Consider the following 19,883-nt stretch of genomic DNA (forward strand, 5'->3'; position numbering starts at 1 on the left):
TTACAGTCGTTTACTTAGAATATGTGCCATGCGTTTATGGCATTGCTGTGGCGACCTTTCTTGAATATGTTACGCGCCGATCCAACCATTCTAATTCAACTCAGGGAGGGATGAATGGCGCCGCGCAAAAACGCGTCCGTATCCGGCCGCAAGACAACGGCAAAGACGCCTGCCAAGGAATTTACCGGCAAGAATTCTCCGGATTTCGGCAAGGACGAAGAACTCCACGCGTATCGCGAGATGCTGCTCATCCGTCGCTTCGAAGAAAAGGCCGGCCAGCTTTATGGCATGGGCTTCATCGGCGGTTTCTGTCACCTCTACATCGGCCAGGAGGCCGTTGTCGTTGGTATGCAGATGTCGCAGAAGGAAGGCGATCAGGTGATTACCGCATATCGTGACCACGGCCATATGCTGGCTGCTGGCATGAGCCCGCGCGGTGTCATGGCGGAACTGACCGGACGTCGCGGTGGCCTTTCCAAGGGTAAGGGCGGCTCGATGCACATGTTCTCCAAGGAGAAGCATTTCTACGGCGGTCACGGTATCGTCGGTGCGCAGGTTTCGCTCGGAACCGGTCTTGCCTTCGCCAACAAGTATCGCGGCAACGACAATGTGTCGGTCACTTATTTCGGTGACGGCGCTGCGAACCAGGGCCAGGTCTATGAGAGCTTCAACATGGCTGCTCTCTGGAAGCTTCCGATCATCTACATCGTTGAGAACAACCGTTACGCCATGGGTACCTCGACCAGTCGTGCCACGGCACAGTCGAACTACTCGCTGCGCGGCTCCGGTTTCGGCATACCCGGCGTTCAGGTGGACGGCATGGATGTGCGCGCTGTCAAGGCTGCTGCGGACGAAGCGCTTGAACATTGCCGTTCCGGCAAGGGGCCGATCATCCTGGAAATGCTGACCTACCGTTATCGGGGTCACTCCATGTCCGACCCGGCCAAGTATCGTTCCAAGGAAGAAGTGCAGAAGATGCGCTCCGAGCAGGACCCGATCGAGCAGGTCAAGGCGCGGCTTATGGAACAGGGCTGGGCGAGCGAAGACGAGTTGAAGGCGATCGACAAGGATGTCCGTGACATCGTGGCCGACAGCGCCGACTTTGCCCAGAACGATCCAGAGCCGGATGTATCCGAGCTTTACACCGACATTCTGCTCTGATCGGGAAAGGGAAAACAATGCCAGTAGAAATTCTTATGCCCGCCCTTTCCCCGACCATGGAGGAGGGCACGCTTTCCAAATGGTTGAAAAAGGAAGGTGACAAGGTCACCTCCGGCGACGTGATCGCGGAAATCGAGACTGACAAGGCGACGATGGAAGTCGAAGCCGTGGACGAAGGCGTTATCGGTAAGATCCTGATCGACGCCGGCACCGAAAACGTAAAGGTGAATACGGCGATCGCCGTTCTCCTTCAGGAAGGTGAGAGCGCTGACGATCTGTCGTCTTCCGCAGCACCCAAGAAGGAAGCGCCGAAGGCCGAAGCTGCAAGCTCCGGTTCTGACGCCGCCGGCGGCAAGACCCGCGAAGCCAGCGAAGAGCCTTCCGCCGCGAAGGAAACGGCAAAGGCACCTGCTGCACCCAAGATCGAAGTTGCTGCCGATCCGGATATTCCGGAAGGCACCGAGTTCGCCACTCAGACCGTGCGCGAAGCTCTTCGCGACGCCATGGCCGAAGAAATGCGCTCTGACGAAAACGTCTTCGTCATGGGCGAAGAAGTTGCCGAATACCAAGGCGCCTACAAGATCACTCAGGGGTTGCTGCAGGAATTCGGCGCCAAGCGCGTTATCGATACGCCGATTACCGAGCACGGCTTTGCCGGTATCGGCGTCGGCGCTGCCATGACCGGCCTGAAGCCGATCGTCGAGTTCATGACGTTCAACTTCGCCATGCAGGCAATCGACCAGATCGTCAACTCTGCTGCCAAGACACTCTATATGTCTGGCGGTCAGATGGGCGCACCGATGGTGTTCCGCGGTCCGTCGGGCGCTGCTGCCCGCGTGGCAGCTCAGCACTCGCAGTGCTATGCCGCTTGGTACAGCCACATTCCGGGTCTCAAGGTCGTCATGCCCTACACGGCAGCCGACGCCAAGGGTCTTTTGAAGGCTGCGATCCGCGATCCAAATCCGGTCATCTTCCTCGAAAACGAAATCCTGTACGGTCAGAGCTTCGAAGTGCCGAAGCTGGATGATTTCGTCCTGCCGATCGGCAAGGCGCGCATTCACCGCAAGGGCAAGGACGCGACCATCGTTTCCTTCGGTATCGGCATGACCTATGCGGTCAAGGCTGTCGCCGAGCTGGAAAAGGAAGGCATCGATGTCGAGTTGATCGACCTTCGCACCATCCGCCCGATGGATCTTCCGACGGTTATCGAATCCGTCAAGAAGACCGGCCGTCTGGTCACGGTCGAAGAAGGCTTCCCACAGTCATCGGTCGGTGATTTCATCTCCAACCAGGTTCAGCGCGCTGCCTTCGATTATCTCGATGCGCCGATTCTGACGATTGCCGGTAAGGATGTTCCGATGCCTTATGCTGCAAACCTGGAGAAGCTGGCTCTGCCGAACGTCGACGAAGTCATCCAGGCTGTCAAAGCCGTCTGCTACAAGTAAGGGGAGGGCGTTTCGATGCCTATCAACATCACCATGCCTGCCCTTTCGCCGACGATGGAAGAGGGCAATCTGGCCAAGTGGCTGGTCAAGGAAGGCGACAAGGTTGCTCCCGGCGACGTGATTGCCGAAATTGAAACCGACAAGGCGACCATGGAAGTGGAAGCCGTGGACGAGGGTACGGTCGCCAAGATCGTGGTCCCGGCCGGTACGGAAGCGGTCAAGGTCAATGCCTTGATCGCCATCCTCGCTGGCGAAGGCGAAGACGTGGCTGACGCGGCAAAGGGTGGCGATGCTGCTCCTGCAAAGTCTGAAGCGAAGGCTGACACTCCTAAGCAGGAAGCAAAGGCCGAGGCCCCGAAGGAAGAGAAGTCTGAAGCTGCTCCCAAGGCTGACACGCCTGTTGCAGATCAGGCGGCTGCGCCTTCCACGCCAGCACCTGTGTCCAAGTCTGGTGAGCGTCTCTTCGCTTCGCCGCTTGCACGGCGCATGGCTAAGGATGCCGGTCTTGATCTTTCGGCTGTATCCGGCTCCGGCCCGCATGGCCGCATCGTCAAGTCTGACGTCGAAAAGGCAGTCGCTTCCGGTGGCGCAAAGGCTGCACCGGCTGCTGCACAGGCATCTGCATCGTCGGCTGCTCCGGCTCCGGCCGCTGCAAAGGGTCCGTCGGATGACAGCGTTCTCAAGCTGTTTGCCGAAGGCTCTTACGAGCTTCTGCCGCACGACGGCATGCGCAAGACGATTGCTTCGCGCCTGACCGAGTCGACCCAGACGGTTCCGTCCTACACGGTGTCGATGGAATGCGAACTCGATGCGATGCTGAAGCTTCGTGCGGAGATCAATGCATCCGCACCGGTGAAGAAGACCGAGAAGGGCGAGGTTCCGGCCTTCAAGCTCTCCGTCAACGACTTCATCATCAAGGCGATGGCGCTTGCGCTGCGTGACGTCCCGATGGCGAATGCTTCCTGGACGTCTACTGCCCGCGTTCTGCACAAGCATGCCGATGTCGGCGTTGCCGTGTCGATCCCGGATGGCTTGATCACGCCGATCGTCCGCAAGGCCGAGGAGAAGTCGCTCTCGGCTATCTCCAACGAGGTCAAGGATCTTGCCAAGCGTGCTCGTGACAAGAAGCTGAAGCCGGAAGAATACCAGGGCGGCACCACATCCGTGTCCAACCTTGGCATGTTCGGCGTTTCATCCTTCACCTCGATCGTCAACCTGCCGCAGGCTTCGATCGTCTCCATCGGCGCTGGCGTCGAGAAGCCCGTCGTTCGCGGCGGCAAGATCGAAGTCGGCACGGTGATGACAGCGACCTTTGCCTTCGACCACCGCGTTATCGATGGCGCGCTCGGCGCGGAACTCGCTTCCGCCTTCAAGCGCTACATCGAAAGCCCGATGTCGATGCTGGTCTGATAAATAGTCGAGCCGGATGCTGATGCAGCTTTCGGCTCTTCTCCTTCTGGAGGCAGATGTGACGAAAACCGTTCTTTGCTACGGCGACAGCCTGACATGGGGATACGACGCTGAAAATCTTGGTCGTCATGCCTTTGAAGACCGTTGGCCAAGCGTGCTGCAAAAGGCGCTGGGCGTTGAGGTCAGTGTCATTGCCGAAGGCTTGAATGGGCGCACCACCGCCTATGACGATCATCTGGCCGATTGCGACCGCAATGGTGCAACGCTGCTGCCGACGATCCTGCACAGCCATGCGCCGCTCGATCTCGTCATCATCATGCTCGGCACCAACGATCTGAAGCGCGGCATCGGTGCTGGCTCTGCAGTTGGTGCTGTCAAGGGTGTGGAACGGCTGGTAAGCCTCATCCGGCATCACGCCTGGTCCTTCGAGGATCAGGACGAGCCGGAGATCCTGATCGTTTCGCCGCCGCATATTTGTGAAACCGGCAACGAGATGTTTGCGGCGATGTATGCGGGTGCCATCGAACAATCGAAGATGATGGGTTCGCTCTATCGCGATCTGGCAGACGACAAGGGTTGTGCCTTTTTCGATGCTGCCTCCGTTGCGGTGACGACACCCCTCGATGGCGTTCATCTGGACGCTGAAAATACACGTGCGCTGGGACGCGGGCTTGAGCCCGTGGTGCGCATGTTGCTTGGAATCTGATTTGAATTCGATTGACGCAGCGGCGGACTAGTCGCCGTCAAAGAGATAAAGGCAGGACATAGAATGGCTCAATCTTACGACGTCATCATCATCGGCTCCGGTCCCGGCGGTTACGTTACGGCAATCCGTGCGGCACAACTCGGCCTGAAGACGGCGATCGTCGAGCGCGAACATCTTGGCGGTATCTGCCTCAACTGGGGCTGCATTCCCACCAAGGCGCTTCTGCGTTCTGCCGAAGTGCTCGACAACGCCCATCACGCGAAGAATTACGGCCTGAAGCTGGAGGGAACGATCAGCGCGGATGTGAAGGAAGTTGTCGCCCGTTCGCGAGGCGTGTCCGCTCGCCTGAATGGCGGCGTCGCCTTTCTGATGAAGAAGAACAAGATCGACGTCATCTGGGGTGAAGCCAAGCTCGCCAAGCCGAATGAGATTGTCGTTGGCAAAATTTCCAAGCCGATCGTTCAGCCGCAGAACCCGGTTCCGAAGGGTGTTCTGGGTGAGGGCACTTATACGGCCAAGCACATCATCGTCGCGACTGGCGCGCGTCCGCGTGCGCTGCCCGGCATCGAACCGGATGGCAAGCTGATCTGGACCTACTTCGAGGCGATGAAGCCGGACTTCATGCCGAAGTCCATCGTTGTCATGGGGTCGGGCGCAATCGGTATCGAATTCGCCTCCTTCTATCGCTCGATGGGCGTGGACGTGACAGTGGTCGAGCTGATGGCCAACATCATGCCGGTGGAAGACGCGGAAATCTCGACTTTCGCTCGCAAACAGCTTGAGAAGCGCGGCCTGAAGATCATCACCGAAGCCAAGGTTTCTAAGGTCGAAAAGGGCTCGAATTCGATCACCGCCCATGTCGAGACCAAGGACGGCAAGGTCCAGCAGATCACCGCGGATCGTCTTATTTCGGCTGTCGGCGTTCAGGGCAATATCGAGAATCTTGGTCTTGAAGTACTTGGCGTGAAGACGGATCGTGGCTGTGTTGTCATCGACGGTTACGGAAAGACCAACGTTCCGGGCCTCTACGCCATTGGCGATGTCGCCGGTCCTCCAATGCTTGCTCACAAGGCAGAGCATGAAGGCGTTATCTGCATCGAGAAGATCGCAGGCGTCCCAGGCGTGCACCCGATGGATAAGGCGAAGATCCCCGGATGCACGTACTGCAATCCTCAGGTCGCTTCGGTCGGTCTGACGGAAGCCAAGGCGAAAGAGCAGGGACGTGAAATCCGCGTCGGCCGCTACTCCTTTGCTGCCAATGGCAAGGCCATCGCGCTTGGTGAAGACCAAGGCATGGTCAAGACCATCTTCGACAAGAAGACCGGCGAGTTGATCGGCGCGCATATGGTGGGCGCGGAAGTGACTGAACTCATTCAGGGCTTTGTTGTAGCGATGAACCTTGAGACGACGGAAGAGGAGTTGATGCATACTATATTCCCGCATCCGACCCTGTCGGAAATGATGAAGGAAAGCGTGCTGGACGCTTACGGACGTGTGTTGAACGCTTGATAATTGCTCTCGTCGCTCCCACTCTCTGAGGGAGCGACATCAAGGGAGAATGATCATGTCGATTGTTACGGAAGCTTGGGTTGTTTTCCTGCTGATCGGCCTGGTGGCCGGTTTCCTCGCCAGCCTCATCGTTGGCGGCGGCGGATTGATCGGTTGCCTCTTGAGTGGCGTCATCGGCGCATTTGTCGGCGGCTATCTGTTCAATGCTTTCGGCATTTCGCTTGGTATTGAAAACGCTCTGGTGGTGCAGATCATTCATGCGACGGTGGGGGCTATCATCGTCACGCTGATTGCAAGGCTAATTGCCTAGGCAGGCTTTTGCAAAGCGGCGGGTTGAAGAAAGGGATTGCGGATGGAAAGTGTGGGCTGGATTGCTGCCATCATTATCGGCGGCCTTGCGGGCTGGCTTGCGGGCAAGCTCATGGATATGCGTTTTGGCATCTTCATGAACATTGTGCTGGGCATTGTCGGCTCCGTCGTCGCCGTTGCGGTGTTGCGCACATTCGACGTGTTTGTGGAAGACAGCCGCCTCGGCTACTTCGTCACGTCTTTCCTGGGCGCAAGCCTTCTGTTATTCCTCGCCAAGCTCGTCAGGCGTTAAAGCCGCTTTAGAAGCGGCAGAAGCAGGTTTCTCTCATGGTCACTATTCTCGACAGGATGTCCCAGCCGGACGAAAAGCGTATCCGCCATCCGGAAAAGGCGCATAAGCCCGACACGGAAGTGGCGCGCAAGCCGGAATGGATTCGCGTCAAGGCGCCTACCTCCAAGGGCTACCATGAGACGCGCGAACTGGTTCGCAGCCACAAGCTGGTGACGGTGTGCGAAGAAGCAGGCTGTCCAAACATCGGCGAGTGCTGGGAAAAGAAGCACGCGACCTTCATGATCATGGGCGAGATCTGCACGCGCGCCTGCGCCTTCTGCAACGTCTCGACCGGCAAGCCCAATCCGCTTGATCTCAATGAGCCGGAAAACGTTGCCAAGGCCGTCAAGCAGATGGGCCTTAGCCACGTCGTCATCACGTCGGTCGACCGCGATGACCTCTCAGACGGTGGCGCCGAGCATTTCGAAAAGGTGATATGGGCAATCCGTGCCGCTTCGCCGAACACGACCATTGAAATCCTGACGCCTGATTTCCTGAAAAAGCCCGGTGCGCTGGAGCGCGTTGTTGCCGCCAAGCCCGACGTTTTCAACCACAATATGGAAACGGTTCCCGGCAACTACCTGACCGTTCGTCCAGGCGCACGTTACTTCCACTCCGTTCGTCTGCTGCAACGGGTGAAGGAACTGGACCCCACGATGTTCACCAAGTCCGGCATCATGGTAGGTCTTGGCGAAGAGCGGAACGAAGTCCTGCAGCTGATGGACGACCTTCGCAGCGCCGATGTCGACTTCCTGACGATTGGCCAGTATTTGCAGCCGACGCGCAAGCATCACAAGGTGGAACGCTTCGTGACCCCTGAAGAGTTCAAGTCCTACGAAACGGTTGCCTACACAAAGGGCTTCCTGATGGTCTCGTCCAGCCCGCTAACGCGATCGTCGCACCATGCAGGCGACGATTTCGAACGTCTTCGTGCCAATCGTGAGAAGAAGCTTCTGGCTGCTGCTGAGTGATTGGTCAGCGCTTCACAGCGCTGAGCCGACAACTTTCAGGGATCGTAGGCCAGCCTAGGTATCGGAGCGGCAACACCTCATCCGTGATCCCGCACTTGGACAGTGGGATCAAGCGCGATCTCTTCTGTAATCGCGAGAGCCTCATTTCGCATTGCATACACAAGGGGGCTGGGTACCGCCTGGAGGCAAGTATGACGTGTGGGGTGAAGCTCGCGCCGAAAACACGCATCGCAATCTAACTTGGACAGCAACGGTTCAGAGCCGGCCATGACAAACAAGGGTCATCAAGTCTCTGCCAAGGCTTCCTAATGATTTCGATTGCGTGTCGGGTTGGTCAAACCAACCCGACAATCCATCAGATATCCAGGTTCTCCGCAAAGGCTGCGCGGTCCTGAATGAAGCGAAAGCGAGCGTCTGCCTTCGTTCCCATCAGGTTATCCACCGCTTCCCGCGTGCCTTCGAAATCCACGTCGTCGATTTCCACCCGCAGTAGGGTGCGCTTGGACGGATCCATGGTGGTTTCTTTAAGCTGCGCGGGCAGCATTTCGCCAAGGCCTTTGAAGCGGCTGATTTCGATTTTGCCGCGGCCCTTGAACTCCGTCTCCATCAATTCCGCGCGGTGAACGTCGTCGCGTGCATAGGCGGACTTCGAGCCTTGCGTGATCTTGTAGAGGGGCGGAACGGCCAGATAGAGGTGGCTGCCGCGGATCAGTTCGGGCATTTCCTGATAGAAGAAGGTGATCAGCAGCGAGGCGATATGCGCGCCGTCCACGTCGGCATCGGTCATGATGATGATACGTTCGTAACGCAAATCTTCGTCGCGGTATTTGGTGCGCGTGCCGCAGCCCAGTGCCTGGATCAGATCGGCGATCTGCTGGTTGGCGGAAAGCTTTTCACGGCTGGCACTTCCGACGTTCAGGATCTTGCCGCGAAGCGGCAGGATTGCCTGGTTGGCGCGGTTGCGCGCCTGCTTGGCGGAGCCACCAGCCGAGTCACCCTCAACGATAAAGAGTTCAGCGCCTTCGGCAGTGTTCTGAGAACAATCTGCGAGCTTGCCCGGCAGGCGCAACTTGCGCACCGCAGTCTTGCGGTTGACCTCTTTTTCCTTGCGACGGCGCAGACGCTCCTCGCAGCGCTCGATCACCCAGTCCAGAAGCTTGGCGGCTTCGTTTGGATTGCCGGCGAGGTAATGATCGAAGGGATCGCGCAGCGCGTTCTCGACGATGCGCTGGGCTTCGACGGTGGCGAGTTTATCTTTGGTTTGGCCGACGAATTCCGGCTCACGAATGAACACGGACAGCATGCCGACCGCTGAAATCATCACGTCATCGGTGGTGATTTCACGGGCACGCTTGTTCTGCGTCAGTTCGGCATAGTTCTTCAGGCCTTTAGTCAGTGCAATGCGAAGGCCAGCTTCGTGTGTGCCGCCCTCAGGTGTCGGGATGGTGTTGCAATAGGAATGAATCTGGCTGTCGCCGCCATACCAGGTGACTGCCCATTCCAGCGCGCCGTGACCGCCGGTCTTTTCCGTTCTCCCTGAAAAGATTTCGCGGGTAACGGTAAAGTCCTTGCCCAATGTGGCGGAGAGATAATCCTTCAAGCCACCTGGGAAATGGAAGACGGCTTTTTCCGGAATTTCGCCGCCAGCGGGCACGAGGCCCGGATCGCAGCTCCAGCGGATTTCGACGCCGCCAAAGAGATAAGCCTTGGAGCGCGCCATACGGAAGATGCGGGCCGCTTCGAACTTGGCGTGCTCGCCGAAGATCTGCGCATCCGGATGGAAGCGCACACGCGTTCCCCGGCGATTGTGAACATCGCCCAGTTCTTCAAGAGGACCTTGCGGAATGCCGCGCGAAAAACGCTGGCGATAAAGCTTGCGATTACGCGCCACTTCCACCTCCAACACGTCGGACAGCGCGTTGACGACGGATACGCCGACACCGTGCAGACCGCCGGAGGTTTCATAGGCTTTGCCATCAAATTTGCCGCCTGCATGCAGCTTGGTCATGATGACCTCGAGCGTGGACTTGCCCGGCACTTGTGGATGGTTTTCGACGGGGATACCGCGACCGTTATCGCTGACCGTCAGGAAGCCTTCGGCATCAAGATGCACTTCGATGAAGTTGGCGTGTCCCGCGACCGCCTCGTCCATCGAGTTATCGATGACTTCGGCAAAAAGGTGGTGCAGCGCTTTTTCGTCCGTGCCGCCAATATACATGCCGGGACGCATGCGTACTGGTTCGAGACCTTCCAGAACGCGGATAGACGATGCACCGTAATCATCGCTTGATGAAGTGACTGGGGCAGGTGCCGCTTTTGGCTGCGCGACCGCCTTCGCAGCCGGTGCTGCTGCGTGTGCAGCTTCCCGCGGTTCTGCTTCAGCGCGGCTTGCTGACGGGAGGCCTGAGAAAAGATCGTTGCTATCGTCCATAGGTCCAGTTCAATCAGATTTTGCCCGGATTTTGTCCATGCGAGCAGACAGGATACAGACACCGGTTTACGTGTCATGCTACTCAAGCAGGGTACAAAGGGCTGGTGCTTTACCGTAAAGGATTGCGTTGCGGCAGCCCGGATGGCAAGACTTGTGGCGCAAATGAAACGGTTCCTCAAGGCATGTCCACAGCTCTTTTCACCTTTTGTACTCTTTTCTGCCTCTCTGTTGCAGCGATGCCCGCCAGCGCTCAAACCAGCGGCGGCCCGCTGAAACCTTTCAAGGACGATCTGTTTTCCGCTCAGACCGTGTTGTCCACCTCGGATAACGGTTCGTCGCAGGTTATCGAGTATCAGGAACTGCGCGATATCAACGGGCGGGACGAAATCCCAGAGCAGCGAGTAAAACGGCAATATGTCGATCTCGCGCCGAAAAGCCTCCAAGAGCTGGAAACGATTTCCGTCGGAGGACGCTCTATCGATGTGGGACGCGTCGGACGGGCGAGTGGCCAAGCGTTTACCGTGATTTTCATACACGGCCGGGGTGGGGATCGTCGGCTTGGCATGAAAGACTATACGTTCGGTGGCAACTTCAACCGGCTGAAGAACTTGGCTGTTGAAAATGGCGGTACGTATTATGCGCCCAGTGTCAAAAGTTTCGATGAGAACGGTGTTGCCGACGTCGCGGCGCTGATTGCCGATGCCAAAGCGAAATCCGGCGGCAAGCCTGTCATTCTGGCCTGTGCTTCCATGGGGAGCTTCATTTGCTACGGCATCAGCCGCGATGCGATCGCAGCTGGCGACCTTAAGGGGATGGTTATTCTCGGCGGCGCGGTAGACCCCGATTTTTCCAAGAGCGCATTGATAAAGGCGAAGAAGCCCGTTTATTTTACGCATGGAAGCTTGGACAAGGTGTATTCCGCCGATCAGCAGGCCTCTATTTTCCGGGCGCTGTTGAAGGCCGGTGTGCCGACACACTTCACGCTTTTCCAGACAGGCACCCATGGAACGCCAGTCCGCATGACCGACTGGCGGGCGGTGCTTAACTGGATCTTCGTGCATTAGGCTGGATTACCATCGCTCAAGACAGGGTTTGTACGAAATTCACCAAATTTCGAACCGAAACCTTGCTTTTTCATCCAATTTCCTATCGCTGTTATCTGAGAAGAACCCGCAAACAATCAAGAGGAACGACTGCTCTATGACCCCAGATATTCGCCCGCTCGTCGCTGGAAACTGGAAGATGAACGGAACGCGCGCCTCGCTCGATCAGATCAAGGCGATGGCCGAAGGGGTAAAGGGACCGCTCGCGAAAAAGGTCGAGGCGCTGATCTGCCCGCCTTCGACGCTACTCTATGTCGCGACTGCGCTTTGCGAAGACAGCCCTTTAAAAATCGGCGCGCAGGATTGCCATCAGAATGCGTCCGGCGCTCATACGGGCGACATTTCTGCGGAAATGATTGCGGATTGCTTCGGCACACACGTGATCGTGGGACACTCCGAGCGCCGCACCGACCATGCTGAGACGGACCATCTCGTGCGCGCTAAGGCCAGTTCTGCCTACGCGGCCGACCTCATCGCCATCATCTGCATTGGCGAGACGGCGGAGCAGCGTAAATCCGGCCAGACGCTCGACGTGCTTAAGCGCCAGCTTGATGGGTCCTTGCCCGATGAGTCGACCGCCGCCAACACGGTCATCGCCTATGAGCCGGTTTGGGCGATCGGAACAGGCCTGACGCCAACTGTCGATGACGTGCGGGAAGCGCACGCCTTCATGCGCGATGAGCTCGTCAAGCGCTTCGCCGGCGAGGGGAGGGGCATGCGCATTCTCTATGGCGGCTCGGTCAAGCCTTCCAACGCCTTGGAACTGATGGGGATCGACAATGTCGATGGCGCGCTGATCGGCGGTGCGAGCTTGAAAGCGTCCGACTTCCTGTCCATCTATGCAGCTTACGAGCAGTTGACGGCCTGATTTTTTCAGGAAAGCTGCCAGGCTTTCGGTTCCCGGGGGCTTGGAATACGCTTTCGCCTCATGTAAAGAGCCGCAAACTTCTTCATTGTGCTCCTGATGGGGCATGGAATGGATTGTCATGCAGAACGTACTGATTGTTATTCACCTCATGATCGTGCTGGCGCTTGTCGGCGTGGTGCTGATCCAGCGCTCCGAAGGCGGTGGCCTCGGTATTGGCGGCGGTTCGGGCTTCATGTCCGCGCGCGGTACCGCTAACGCGCTGACCCGCACAACGGCGATCCTCGCTGCCCTGTTCTTCGCGACATCCCTCGGCCTTGGTCTCCTGACACGTTACGAATCGCGTCCGACCGACATCCTGAACCGTATTCCGGCACAGCAAGGTCAGGGTAACGGCATTCTCGATACGCTCGGACCGTCGTCGACGACACCTTCGCAGGCGCCAGCCAATAATGGCGTTCCGTCCGCGACCAATGGTGCGTCCAACCAGGCACCTGCACAACAGCAGGCACCGGCAACGACGACGCCAGCAGCACCGGCTGAGGGCGGCGCCGCCGCTCCAGCTGCACCGGCGCAGCAACCGGCTCCCGCCAACAACAATGGCGTTCCGACCGGCCAATAAGGCTCAGTCGACGATCAACAATCCGGCAGGCTGAAAAGCCTGCCGGTTTTCTTTTGTTTAGATTCCGGCTCAGCGTCCACGCGTCATCAACAGATGATTTCGCGATCAATGAAATTGGGACTGGCGGAATCATCTATTAAAAGGTAAGCGGTGACTCCCATGGCGCGATATGTATTCATCACAGGCGGCGTGGTATCCTCCCTCGGGAAGGGCATTGCGGCCGCGGCACTCGGAGCGTTGTTGCAATCCCGTGGATATCGGGTGCGGCTTCGCAAACTCGACCCCTACCTCAATGTCGATCCCGGCACCATGAGCCCCACCCAGCACGGTGAGGTTTTCGTGACCGATGACGGCGCGGAGACGGATCTCGATCTTGGCCACTACGAACGCTTTACCGGGCGCTCCGCAACCAAGACCGACAACATCACCACGGGTCGTATCTACAAAAACATAATCGATAAGGAGCGCCGCGGCGATTATCTCGGTGCGACGGTCCAGGTCATTCCGCATGTGACCAACGAGATCAAGGATTTCGTCACCGAAGGCAATGACGACTATGATTTTGTCATCTGCGAAATCGGTGGTACGGTCGGCGACATTGAGGCGATGCCTTTCATGGAAGCCATCCGCCAGCTCGGAAACGATCTGCCACGCGGTACGGCGATCTATCTTCACCTGACGCTGATGCCTTACATTCCGGCAGCAGGAGAGCTGAAGACGAAGCCAACGCAGCATTCCGTCAAGGAACTGCAGGCGCTTGGTATTCACCCCGACATTCTGCTCGTCCGTGCAGATCGCGAAATTCCTGAGGCAGAACGTCGCAAGCTTTCGCTGTTTTGCAACGTGCGTCAGTCCGCCGTCATCCAGGCGCTCGATGTGGCGAACATCTACGACGTACCGACGGCCTATCATAAGGAAGGCCTCGACAACGAGGTTCTGGCCGCCTTTGGTATCGAACCCGCACCGAAGCCACGTCTTGAGCATTGGGAAGAAGTCTGCAACCGTATCCACACGCCTGAGGGCGAGGTGACGATTGCAATTGTTGGCAAATATACCGGCCTCAAGGATGCCTATAAGTCGCTTATCGAAGCGCTGCACCATGGTGGCATCGCCAACCGGGTGAAGGTCAAGCTTGAATGGATCGAGTCGGAAGTCTTCGAAAAGGAAGATCCGGCGCCCTATCTTGAAAAGGTCAATGCCATTCTGGTTCCGGGCGGCTTCGGCGAACGTGGTTCGGAAGGCAAGATCCGTGCGGCCCAGTTTGCCCGCGAACGCCAGGTTCCGTATTTCGGCATCTGCTTCGGCATGCAGATGGCGGTTGTCGAAGCGGCGCGTCACCTCGCTGGCATCGAGAAGGCCTCCTCGACCGAATTCGGTCCGACACAGGAGCCGGTCGTTGGTCTCATGACCGAGTGGGTCAAGGGCAATGAGCTTGAGAAGCGCAATGCAAGGGGCGATCTCGGTGGTACCATGCGTCTCGGCGCGTACAAGGCGTCGCTGAAGAAGGATACCAAGATTGCGGATATCTACGGCTCGACCGACATCTCCGAGCGCCACCGCCACCGTTATGAGGTGAATGTGGAGTACAAGGATCGCCTTGAAAGCTGCGGTCTGGTGTTCTCCGGCATGTCACCGGATGGTCTCCTGCCGGAAACCGTCGAATATCCGGACCATCCTTGGTTCATTGGCGTGCAGTATCACCCGGAACTCAAGAGCCGGCCGCTAGACCCGCATCCGCTCTTTGCAAGCTTCATCGAAGCGGCACTGGTTCGGAGCCGTCTGGTTTGATTGGCCGGAAGAAACAAGATTAAAGATTGAAAGGCCGCAGCGATGCGGTCTTTTGCTTTTATGAAGAGGACTGGCGCGAATGTTGAAGCTGGATCATTTGGCGATTATTGCTCCGTCACTGGAACTCGGCGCCGATTACATACGCGAGAGGCTCGGTGTTGAAATGCCCAAAGGTGGCAAGCACCCGCAAATGGGCACGCATAATCTTCTACTGCGCCTCGGCGAGGATGTTTTTCTGGAAGTGATTGCCGTCGATCCGGAGGCAGAGCCACCGACGCGACGACGCTGGTTCGGGCTCGATGATGCGGCAGCGGTCCAAGCCGCATGGGACGAGGGGCGGCGGCTACGCGCATGGGTGGCGCGGACCAGCGACTTTACGGGCGTACTCGCAATGCATGGCGATCTGCTGGGACGCCAGGAGCAGGTGTCACGTGGAGATCGTGAGTGGCTGTTTGCGGTGGCCGATGATGGATCTTTGCCTCTCGGTGGTGTCGCGCCTTCGGTGATGGATTGGGGCGTGAAAGGCAATCCCGCGTCAGCGATGCCGGATATCGGCTTTCGGCTGAGGAGCTTCCAGGTCGCGCACCCCGAGGTGAGCCGAATTCAGAAACTTTACGCGGACCTCGATGTCGTCGATCCTCCGGCTGTGATGGAGGGAGAACAATTTCGCTACATCGCCGAAATAGATACGCCCTATGGCGTCAAACTCTTGAATTAGGACGCACGGGCTACACGTATTGGCGGTGATGCTCCCTAAAAAGCAGTTCCTAATGTTAATATCACGTCAGAACAAAAATTCGTGATCCGAGTTTACTGCTGAATTTGAACGCCAGCGCGCGAGATCATCGGCATGCTCACTCAAGTCCTTCGCATTTATTCGCTTCCCGCACTCTGTCTTGGAGGTGCAGCGCTGGTGTTTTCCAACGTTGCATTCGCGCAGGATGCACCGGCCGTCCCCGTCACGGTCTACAAGGCCAAGGTCGAAGAGATCGATAAGGTCATCAACGGTATCGGTACAGTGGACCCATTGCAGAGCGTGACCGTCAGACCGCGGATCGACGGGCAGGTGACTGGCATTCGTTTCTCCGAAGGGCAGATGGTGGAGAAAGGCAGCGTCTTGCTAACGCTCGACGATCGTGAGCTTTCATCCGCTCTCACTTCTGCCCAGGCAAAGAAGGCGCAGGACGAAGCGCAGTATAATAGCGCGAAAACCGAAGCACAGCGTTATGCATCGCTGGCCGAAAAAGGGGTTGCGTCCGCCTCGACGCTTGAACAGAAGAATGCGCTGAGCCAGCAATATGCAGCGGCTGTTCAGTATGACGATGCGATGATCAAGAGTGCCGAGACCCAGCTTGGTTTTGCCACCGTGATCGCTCCCATTTCGGGCCGCACTGGTTTCAAGCAAGTAGACGTCGGAAGCGTGGTCAGCGCAAGCTCAACAGACGGCATCGTGACGATCACACAAATGGACCCGATTGCTGTGTCCTTCGTCGCGCCCGGCGACAGGTTCGGTGAGATCCGTCAGGCTTTGAGCGAAAAGATCGCGGCAGTCACCTTGATCACCACTGATGGAAGCCGCGTCCTGTCGAAGGGCCAATTAACGACAATGGACAACTCCGTCGATGCCTCGAATGGCTCCATCCATCTCAAGGCGATCTTCGACAATGGCAACGGCGCTCTTTGGCCAGGGCTTCCGGTCGCCACGGTACTGACGGTCGAGCACAGAAACGGCGTGGTCGTTCCCGACAAGGCTTTGGCGAGAGGGCGCGACGGGCTTTACGCCTATGTCGTCTCCAAAGACAACAAGGTGGAAAAGCGGAACGTGAAGACGGCCTTCGTCACCGGCGCGAGAGCGCTGGTCACAGACGGCATCAAAGAGGACGAAGAGGTCGTCATGGACGGCCAGTCTCGGATAGGGAATGGTGCGGCTGTCAGCGCCACCCCCTGGACCGGATCGCCGACCGGCGAACTCGCCGAGAAGGCGAACTGATGATGAAGAACGATCAGGAACAGAACCGCACATCCAGTTTCTTCGATTTTTTCATCCTGCATCCGGTGGCGACCGGGCTGCTCATGACCGGGATCTTTCTCGTCGGCGCGATCTGCTATCCGTTCATGCCGGTTTCAGCTCTTCCCCAAATCGATTTTCCGACCATCCAGATCGGTGCCAGTCTTCCCGGTGCGTCGCCGGAGACTATGGCATCCAGTGTTGCGCAACCGATCGAACAGGCGCTCTCACGCGTCAGCGGCATCACCGAGATGACGTCAAACAGTTCGCTCGGAACGACGTCGATTACGGTGCAGTTTGATCTGGACAAGAATATCGAGACCGCAGCAAGCGACGTACAGACAGCGATCAGTGAAGCGGCGGGTGAACTTCCGAAGGATATGACCTCGCTTCCCACGGTGCATAAGGCAAACCCTGCCGATGCGCCGATTATGCAGCTTTCGGCCACCTCCGACACGCTGACCCTGCCGCAACTCGACGAATACATTGAACGCAATGTCGCTTCGAAAATCGGGCAAGTCTCAGGAGTCGCCTTCGTCAATATCGGCGGGAAGCAGAAGCCAGCCATTCGCATCGCTGTCGATCCTGGTCGTCTCGCCCAGGCCGACGTGACGATGGAAGATGTGCGCACCGCTATCGGCAATCTCAGTCTCAGCGCGCCGAAGGGCAACATCGACGATCCGACCCGCAGCTTTCCGATCTACACAAACGACCAGATTTCCAGCAGTGCTGAGTGGAACGACGCCGTCATTGCTTATCGTAATGGCGGGCCCGTACGAATCCGCGATATCGGGCAGGCGACAGACGGTGCGGAAGACAGCAAGATGGCACACTGGACCAACGGAGAGCGAGGGATTGCGCTCGACGTTTTTCGTCAGCCAGGCGCCAATGTGATCGCGGTCGTCAATGCAGTAAAGGAGCAGCTACCCGCACTTCAGGCTTCGTTGCCGCGCTCGGTAAAGCTGGAGCTCGTCACCGACCGCACAACGACGATCAGAGCATCCGTCACAGATATTCAGTTCACGCTGATGCTGACCATCGGTCTCGTTGTTGTCGTCATCTTCCTTTTCTTGCGAAATCTGCGTGCGACACTCATCCCGGTCTTGACGCTCCCGATTGCACTTGCCGGGTCGCTCGCACCCATGTGGCTCTTGGGCTTCAGTCTGGACAATCTGTCGCTCATGGCACTGGTGGTCGCCGTCGGCTTCGTTGTCGACGATGCTATCGTCATGTTGGAGAACATCACCCGCCACATTGAGGATGGTGTCGAGCCGAAACTGGCAGCGCTTCAAGGTACGCGGGAGATCGGTTTTACGATCGTTTCCATTAGTCTCTCCCTGATCGCTGTCCTAATCCCGATCCTGTTGATGGGTGGCATCATCGGGCGCCTGTTTCGGGAATTTGCCGTAACGCTGACGGTCGCAATTGTCATTTCCGCCATTGTCTCCTTGACGTTGACGCCGATGCTGGCATCGAAGTTCATCCGGCCCATCGAGAAGGATCAGCGTGGCCGTTTTTATCTGGCGGGAGAGGCATTCTTCGATGGATTGACGGCGCTCTATATCCGCAGCCTGAAACCCGTCATTCGACATCGATTTTTGACGCTCATCGTTTTCCTGGCCACCATTGCCGCGACCGGTTACCTGTTCGTCGTGGCACCCAAAGGCTTTTTCCCGGAGCAGGATACGGGCTTCATTGCCGGTCTCTCGCAGGCGTCCCCAGACATATCCTTCACTGAGATGGCGAAGCTTCAGGAACGCGTCAGCGAGATCATTATGAAAGATCCCGCCGTCTATAGCGTCTTCATGGATATTGGTGGCGGCAACGGAGGCAACGCGCTGAATCAGGGCCATGTCAACATCACGCTGAAGCCTCTAGAGGAACGCGATGTCAGCGCCAAACAGGTGATCGACCGATTGGGTACGGCACTGAATGCGCAGCAGGGTATCAAGCTCTTCATGCAGTCGGCGCAGGACATCAATATCGGCGCGCGTCCTGCTAAAACCCAATATCAGTTCACGCTTCAGGACGCAGATATCGCCGAACTGAGCGACTGGTCGGAAAAGATTACCAACAAGCTCTCAAGCCTGCCGGAACTGCGCGACGTCGGAAGCGATCAGCAGGCCGAGGCTCCCAATCTGACGATCAAGATCGACCGTGCGGCGGCAACGCTCTACGGCGTGCTTCCTTCCACTATCGATGAGACGCTTTACGACGCCTTTGGTCAGCGCCAGGTCGCCTCCTTCTCCAGTCAGACCGACACCTTCCGTGTCATTCTTGAGGTGTTGCCGGATCTGCAGCGAGACATCGCCACGCTTGACCGTCTCTCGGTCAGAGCAAGCAACGGAACGCTTGTCCCGCTTTCGGTCGTGGCGAAGTGGACGACGGATGGCACCTCGCCGGTATCGATCGCGCATCAAGGTCAATCGCCGGCTGTGACCATCTCGTTCAACCTGGCGCCCAATGTCGCTCTGGGGAACGCCACTGCCGTCATCGAAAATGCCGTGTCCAACATGCATCCTCCGGGGTCGCTGCAGACATCGTTTTCCGGCAGCGCGAAGGCTTTCAAGGACTCGCTTGGAACCATCCCTCTGCTCATCCTGGCATCGCTCGTCGTGGTCTACATCATTCTCGGCGTTCTCTACGAAAGCCTTATCCATCCGCTGACGATCCTGTCGACCTTGCCATCGGCCGGACTCGGCGCACTTCTTGCGTTGCAAGTGGCCGGCTTCGACTTTGGGCTCGTCGCAATGATTGGGGTCATTCTGTTGATAGGTATCGTCAAGAAGAATGGTATCATGCTCGTCGATTTTGCCATCCAGGCAGAGCGGGAGGAGGGATTGTCGAGCGAGGAGGCAATCGTCAAAGCCGCCCAGATGCGTTTCAGACCGATCCTGATGACTACCATGGCCGCATTGCTTGGTGGAATACCGCTTGCTCTTGGCCACGGTTCTGGCGCCGAACTACGCCAGCCGCTCGGCTATGCCATCGTTGGCGGCTTGATGGTCAGCCAGGTGCTGACGCTATACACCACTCCCGTCATCTACCTTCTGCTAGACAAGCTACGGCGCAGGAAGGACAAGCGTGAGGGCAAACTCGCACCCGCTTGATGGTAGGGTGGAGGTCGTCGTGAGTATCCTATGGAGGGGAGGTTATCTCCCGGCGCTATAATGTAAGCAATCAAGCACTGGCCGTAATGAGGTTGGAATTATAGGTTACGTTCT

General features: G+C 57.6%; 16 protein-coding genes. 15 read left to right on the top strand and 1 reads right to left on the bottom strand.

All coding sequences use genetic code 11. From position 1 onward, the window contains the following. Positions 1-114: 114 nt before the first annotated feature. The 8 genes from pdhA (at position 115) to lipA (ending at position 7,842) form a co-directional block, all read left to right on the top strand. Entirely contained in the window at positions 115-1,161 is a 1,047-nt protein-coding gene (pdhA, locus tag QZ862_RS12365) for a pyruvate dehydrogenase (acetyl-transferring) E1 component subunit alpha (RefSeq protein WP_296080631.1), read from the top strand. A 17-nt stretch (positions 1,162-1,178) separates the two neighbouring features. Continuing rightward, positions 1,179-2,606, top strand: a complete 1,428-nt coding sequence (locus QZ862_RS12370; RefSeq protein WP_296100165.1) for a pyruvate dehydrogenase complex E1 component subunit beta — start codon at positions 1,179-1,181, stop codon at positions 2,604-2,606. Positions 2,607-2,621: 15 nt separating this feature from the next. Then, the gene (locus QZ862_RS12375; protein WP_296100167.1) at positions 2,622-4,016 is read left to right on the top strand and encodes a pyruvate dehydrogenase complex dihydrolipoamide acetyltransferase; all 1,395 of its coding nucleotides are present in this window, start codon (positions 2,622-2,624) and stop codon (positions 4,014-4,016) included. A 58-nt stretch (positions 4,017-4,074) separates the two neighbouring features. Next, the gene (locus tag QZ862_RS12380; RefSeq protein WP_296100170.1) at positions 4,075-4,722 is read left to right on the top strand and encodes an SGNH/GDSL hydrolase family protein; all 648 of its coding nucleotides are present in this window, start codon (positions 4,075-4,077) and stop codon (positions 4,720-4,722) included. Positions 4,723-4,785: 63 nt separating this feature from the next. After that, positions 4,786-6,231, top strand: a complete 1,446-nt coding sequence (lpdA, locus tag QZ862_RS12385) for a dihydrolipoyl dehydrogenase (protein WP_296100172.1) — start codon at positions 4,786-4,788, stop codon at positions 6,229-6,231. Between the two features lie 55 nt (positions 6,232-6,286). Further along, positions 6,287-6,541 (top strand): GlsB/YeaQ/YmgE family stress response membrane protein, encoded by a 255-nt coding sequence (locus QZ862_RS12390; protein ID WP_296014248.1) that lies wholly within the window; start codon positions 6,287-6,289, stop codon positions 6,539-6,541. Positions 6,542-6,583: 42 nt separating this feature from the next. After that, positions 6,584-6,832, top strand: coding sequence for a GlsB/YeaQ/YmgE family stress response membrane protein (locus tag QZ862_RS12395; RefSeq protein ID WP_062427373.1), 249 nt, complete (start codon positions 6,584-6,586; stop codon positions 6,830-6,832). A 35-nt stretch (positions 6,833-6,867) separates the two neighbouring features. Continuing rightward, entirely contained in the window at positions 6,868-7,842 is a 975-nt protein-coding gene (gene lipA, locus QZ862_RS12400; protein WP_296038811.1) for a lipoyl synthase, read from the top strand. 355 nt (positions 7,843-8,197) lie between these two features. Here the strand turns inward: lipA and parE are convergent, their stop codons facing one another. After that, on the bottom strand, positions 8,198-10,273 hold the full coding sequence (gene parE / locus QZ862_RS12405; protein ID WP_296014250.1) for a DNA topoisomerase IV subunit B: 2,076 nt from the start codon (positions 10,271-10,273) through the stop codon (positions 8,198-8,200). A 182-nt stretch (positions 10,274-10,455) separates the two neighbouring features. On the opposite strand from parE, the gene QZ862_RS12410 reads away from it, so the two are divergent. The 7 genes from QZ862_RS12410 (at position 10,456) to QZ862_RS12440 (ending at position 19,769) form a co-directional block, all read left to right on the top strand. Further along, positions 10,456-11,337, top strand: coding sequence for a dienelactone hydrolase family protein (locus QZ862_RS12410; protein WP_296080643.1), 882 nt, complete (start codon positions 10,456-10,458; stop codon positions 11,335-11,337). Between the two features lie 136 nt (positions 11,338-11,473). Continuing rightward, positions 11,474-12,244, top strand: a complete 771-nt coding sequence (gene tpiA / locus QZ862_RS12415) for a triose-phosphate isomerase (protein ID WP_296100174.1) — start codon at positions 11,474-11,476, stop codon at positions 12,242-12,244. Positions 12,245-12,362: 118 nt separating this feature from the next. After that, positions 12,363-12,863 (top strand): preprotein translocase subunit SecG, encoded by a 501-nt coding sequence (gene secG / locus QZ862_RS12420; protein WP_296014258.1) that lies wholly within the window; start codon positions 12,363-12,365, stop codon positions 12,861-12,863. 159 nt (positions 12,864-13,022) lie between these two features. Continuing rightward, the gene (locus tag QZ862_RS12425) at positions 13,023-14,651 is read left to right on the top strand and encodes a CTP synthase (RefSeq protein ID WP_296038816.1); all 1,629 of its coding nucleotides are present in this window, start codon (positions 13,023-13,025) and stop codon (positions 14,649-14,651) included. A 79-nt stretch (positions 14,652-14,730) separates the two neighbouring features. Further along, the gene (locus QZ862_RS12430) at positions 14,731-15,369 is read left to right on the top strand and encodes a VOC family protein (protein ID WP_296100176.1); all 639 of its coding nucleotides are present in this window, start codon (positions 14,731-14,733) and stop codon (positions 15,367-15,369) included. 132 nt (positions 15,370-15,501) lie between these two features. Next, entirely contained in the window at positions 15,502-16,641 is a 1,140-nt protein-coding gene (locus tag QZ862_RS12435) for an efflux RND transporter periplasmic adaptor subunit (protein WP_296014269.1), read from the top strand. Next, positions 16,641-19,769 (top strand): efflux RND transporter permease subunit, encoded by a 3,129-nt coding sequence (locus QZ862_RS12440; protein WP_296100212.1) that lies wholly within the window; start codon positions 16,641-16,643, stop codon positions 19,767-19,769. Before QZ862_RS12435 ends, QZ862_RS12440 begins: the two co-directional genes overlap by 1 nt. The last annotated feature ends 114 nt before the right edge of the window (positions 19,770-19,883 follow it).

Origin of the sequence: uncultured Agrobacterium sp., from assembly GCA_913777615.1 — a bacterium.
In the GTDB taxonomy this organism is placed as follows: Bacteria; Pseudomonadota; Alphaproteobacteria; order Rhizobiales; family Rhizobiaceae; genus Agrobacterium.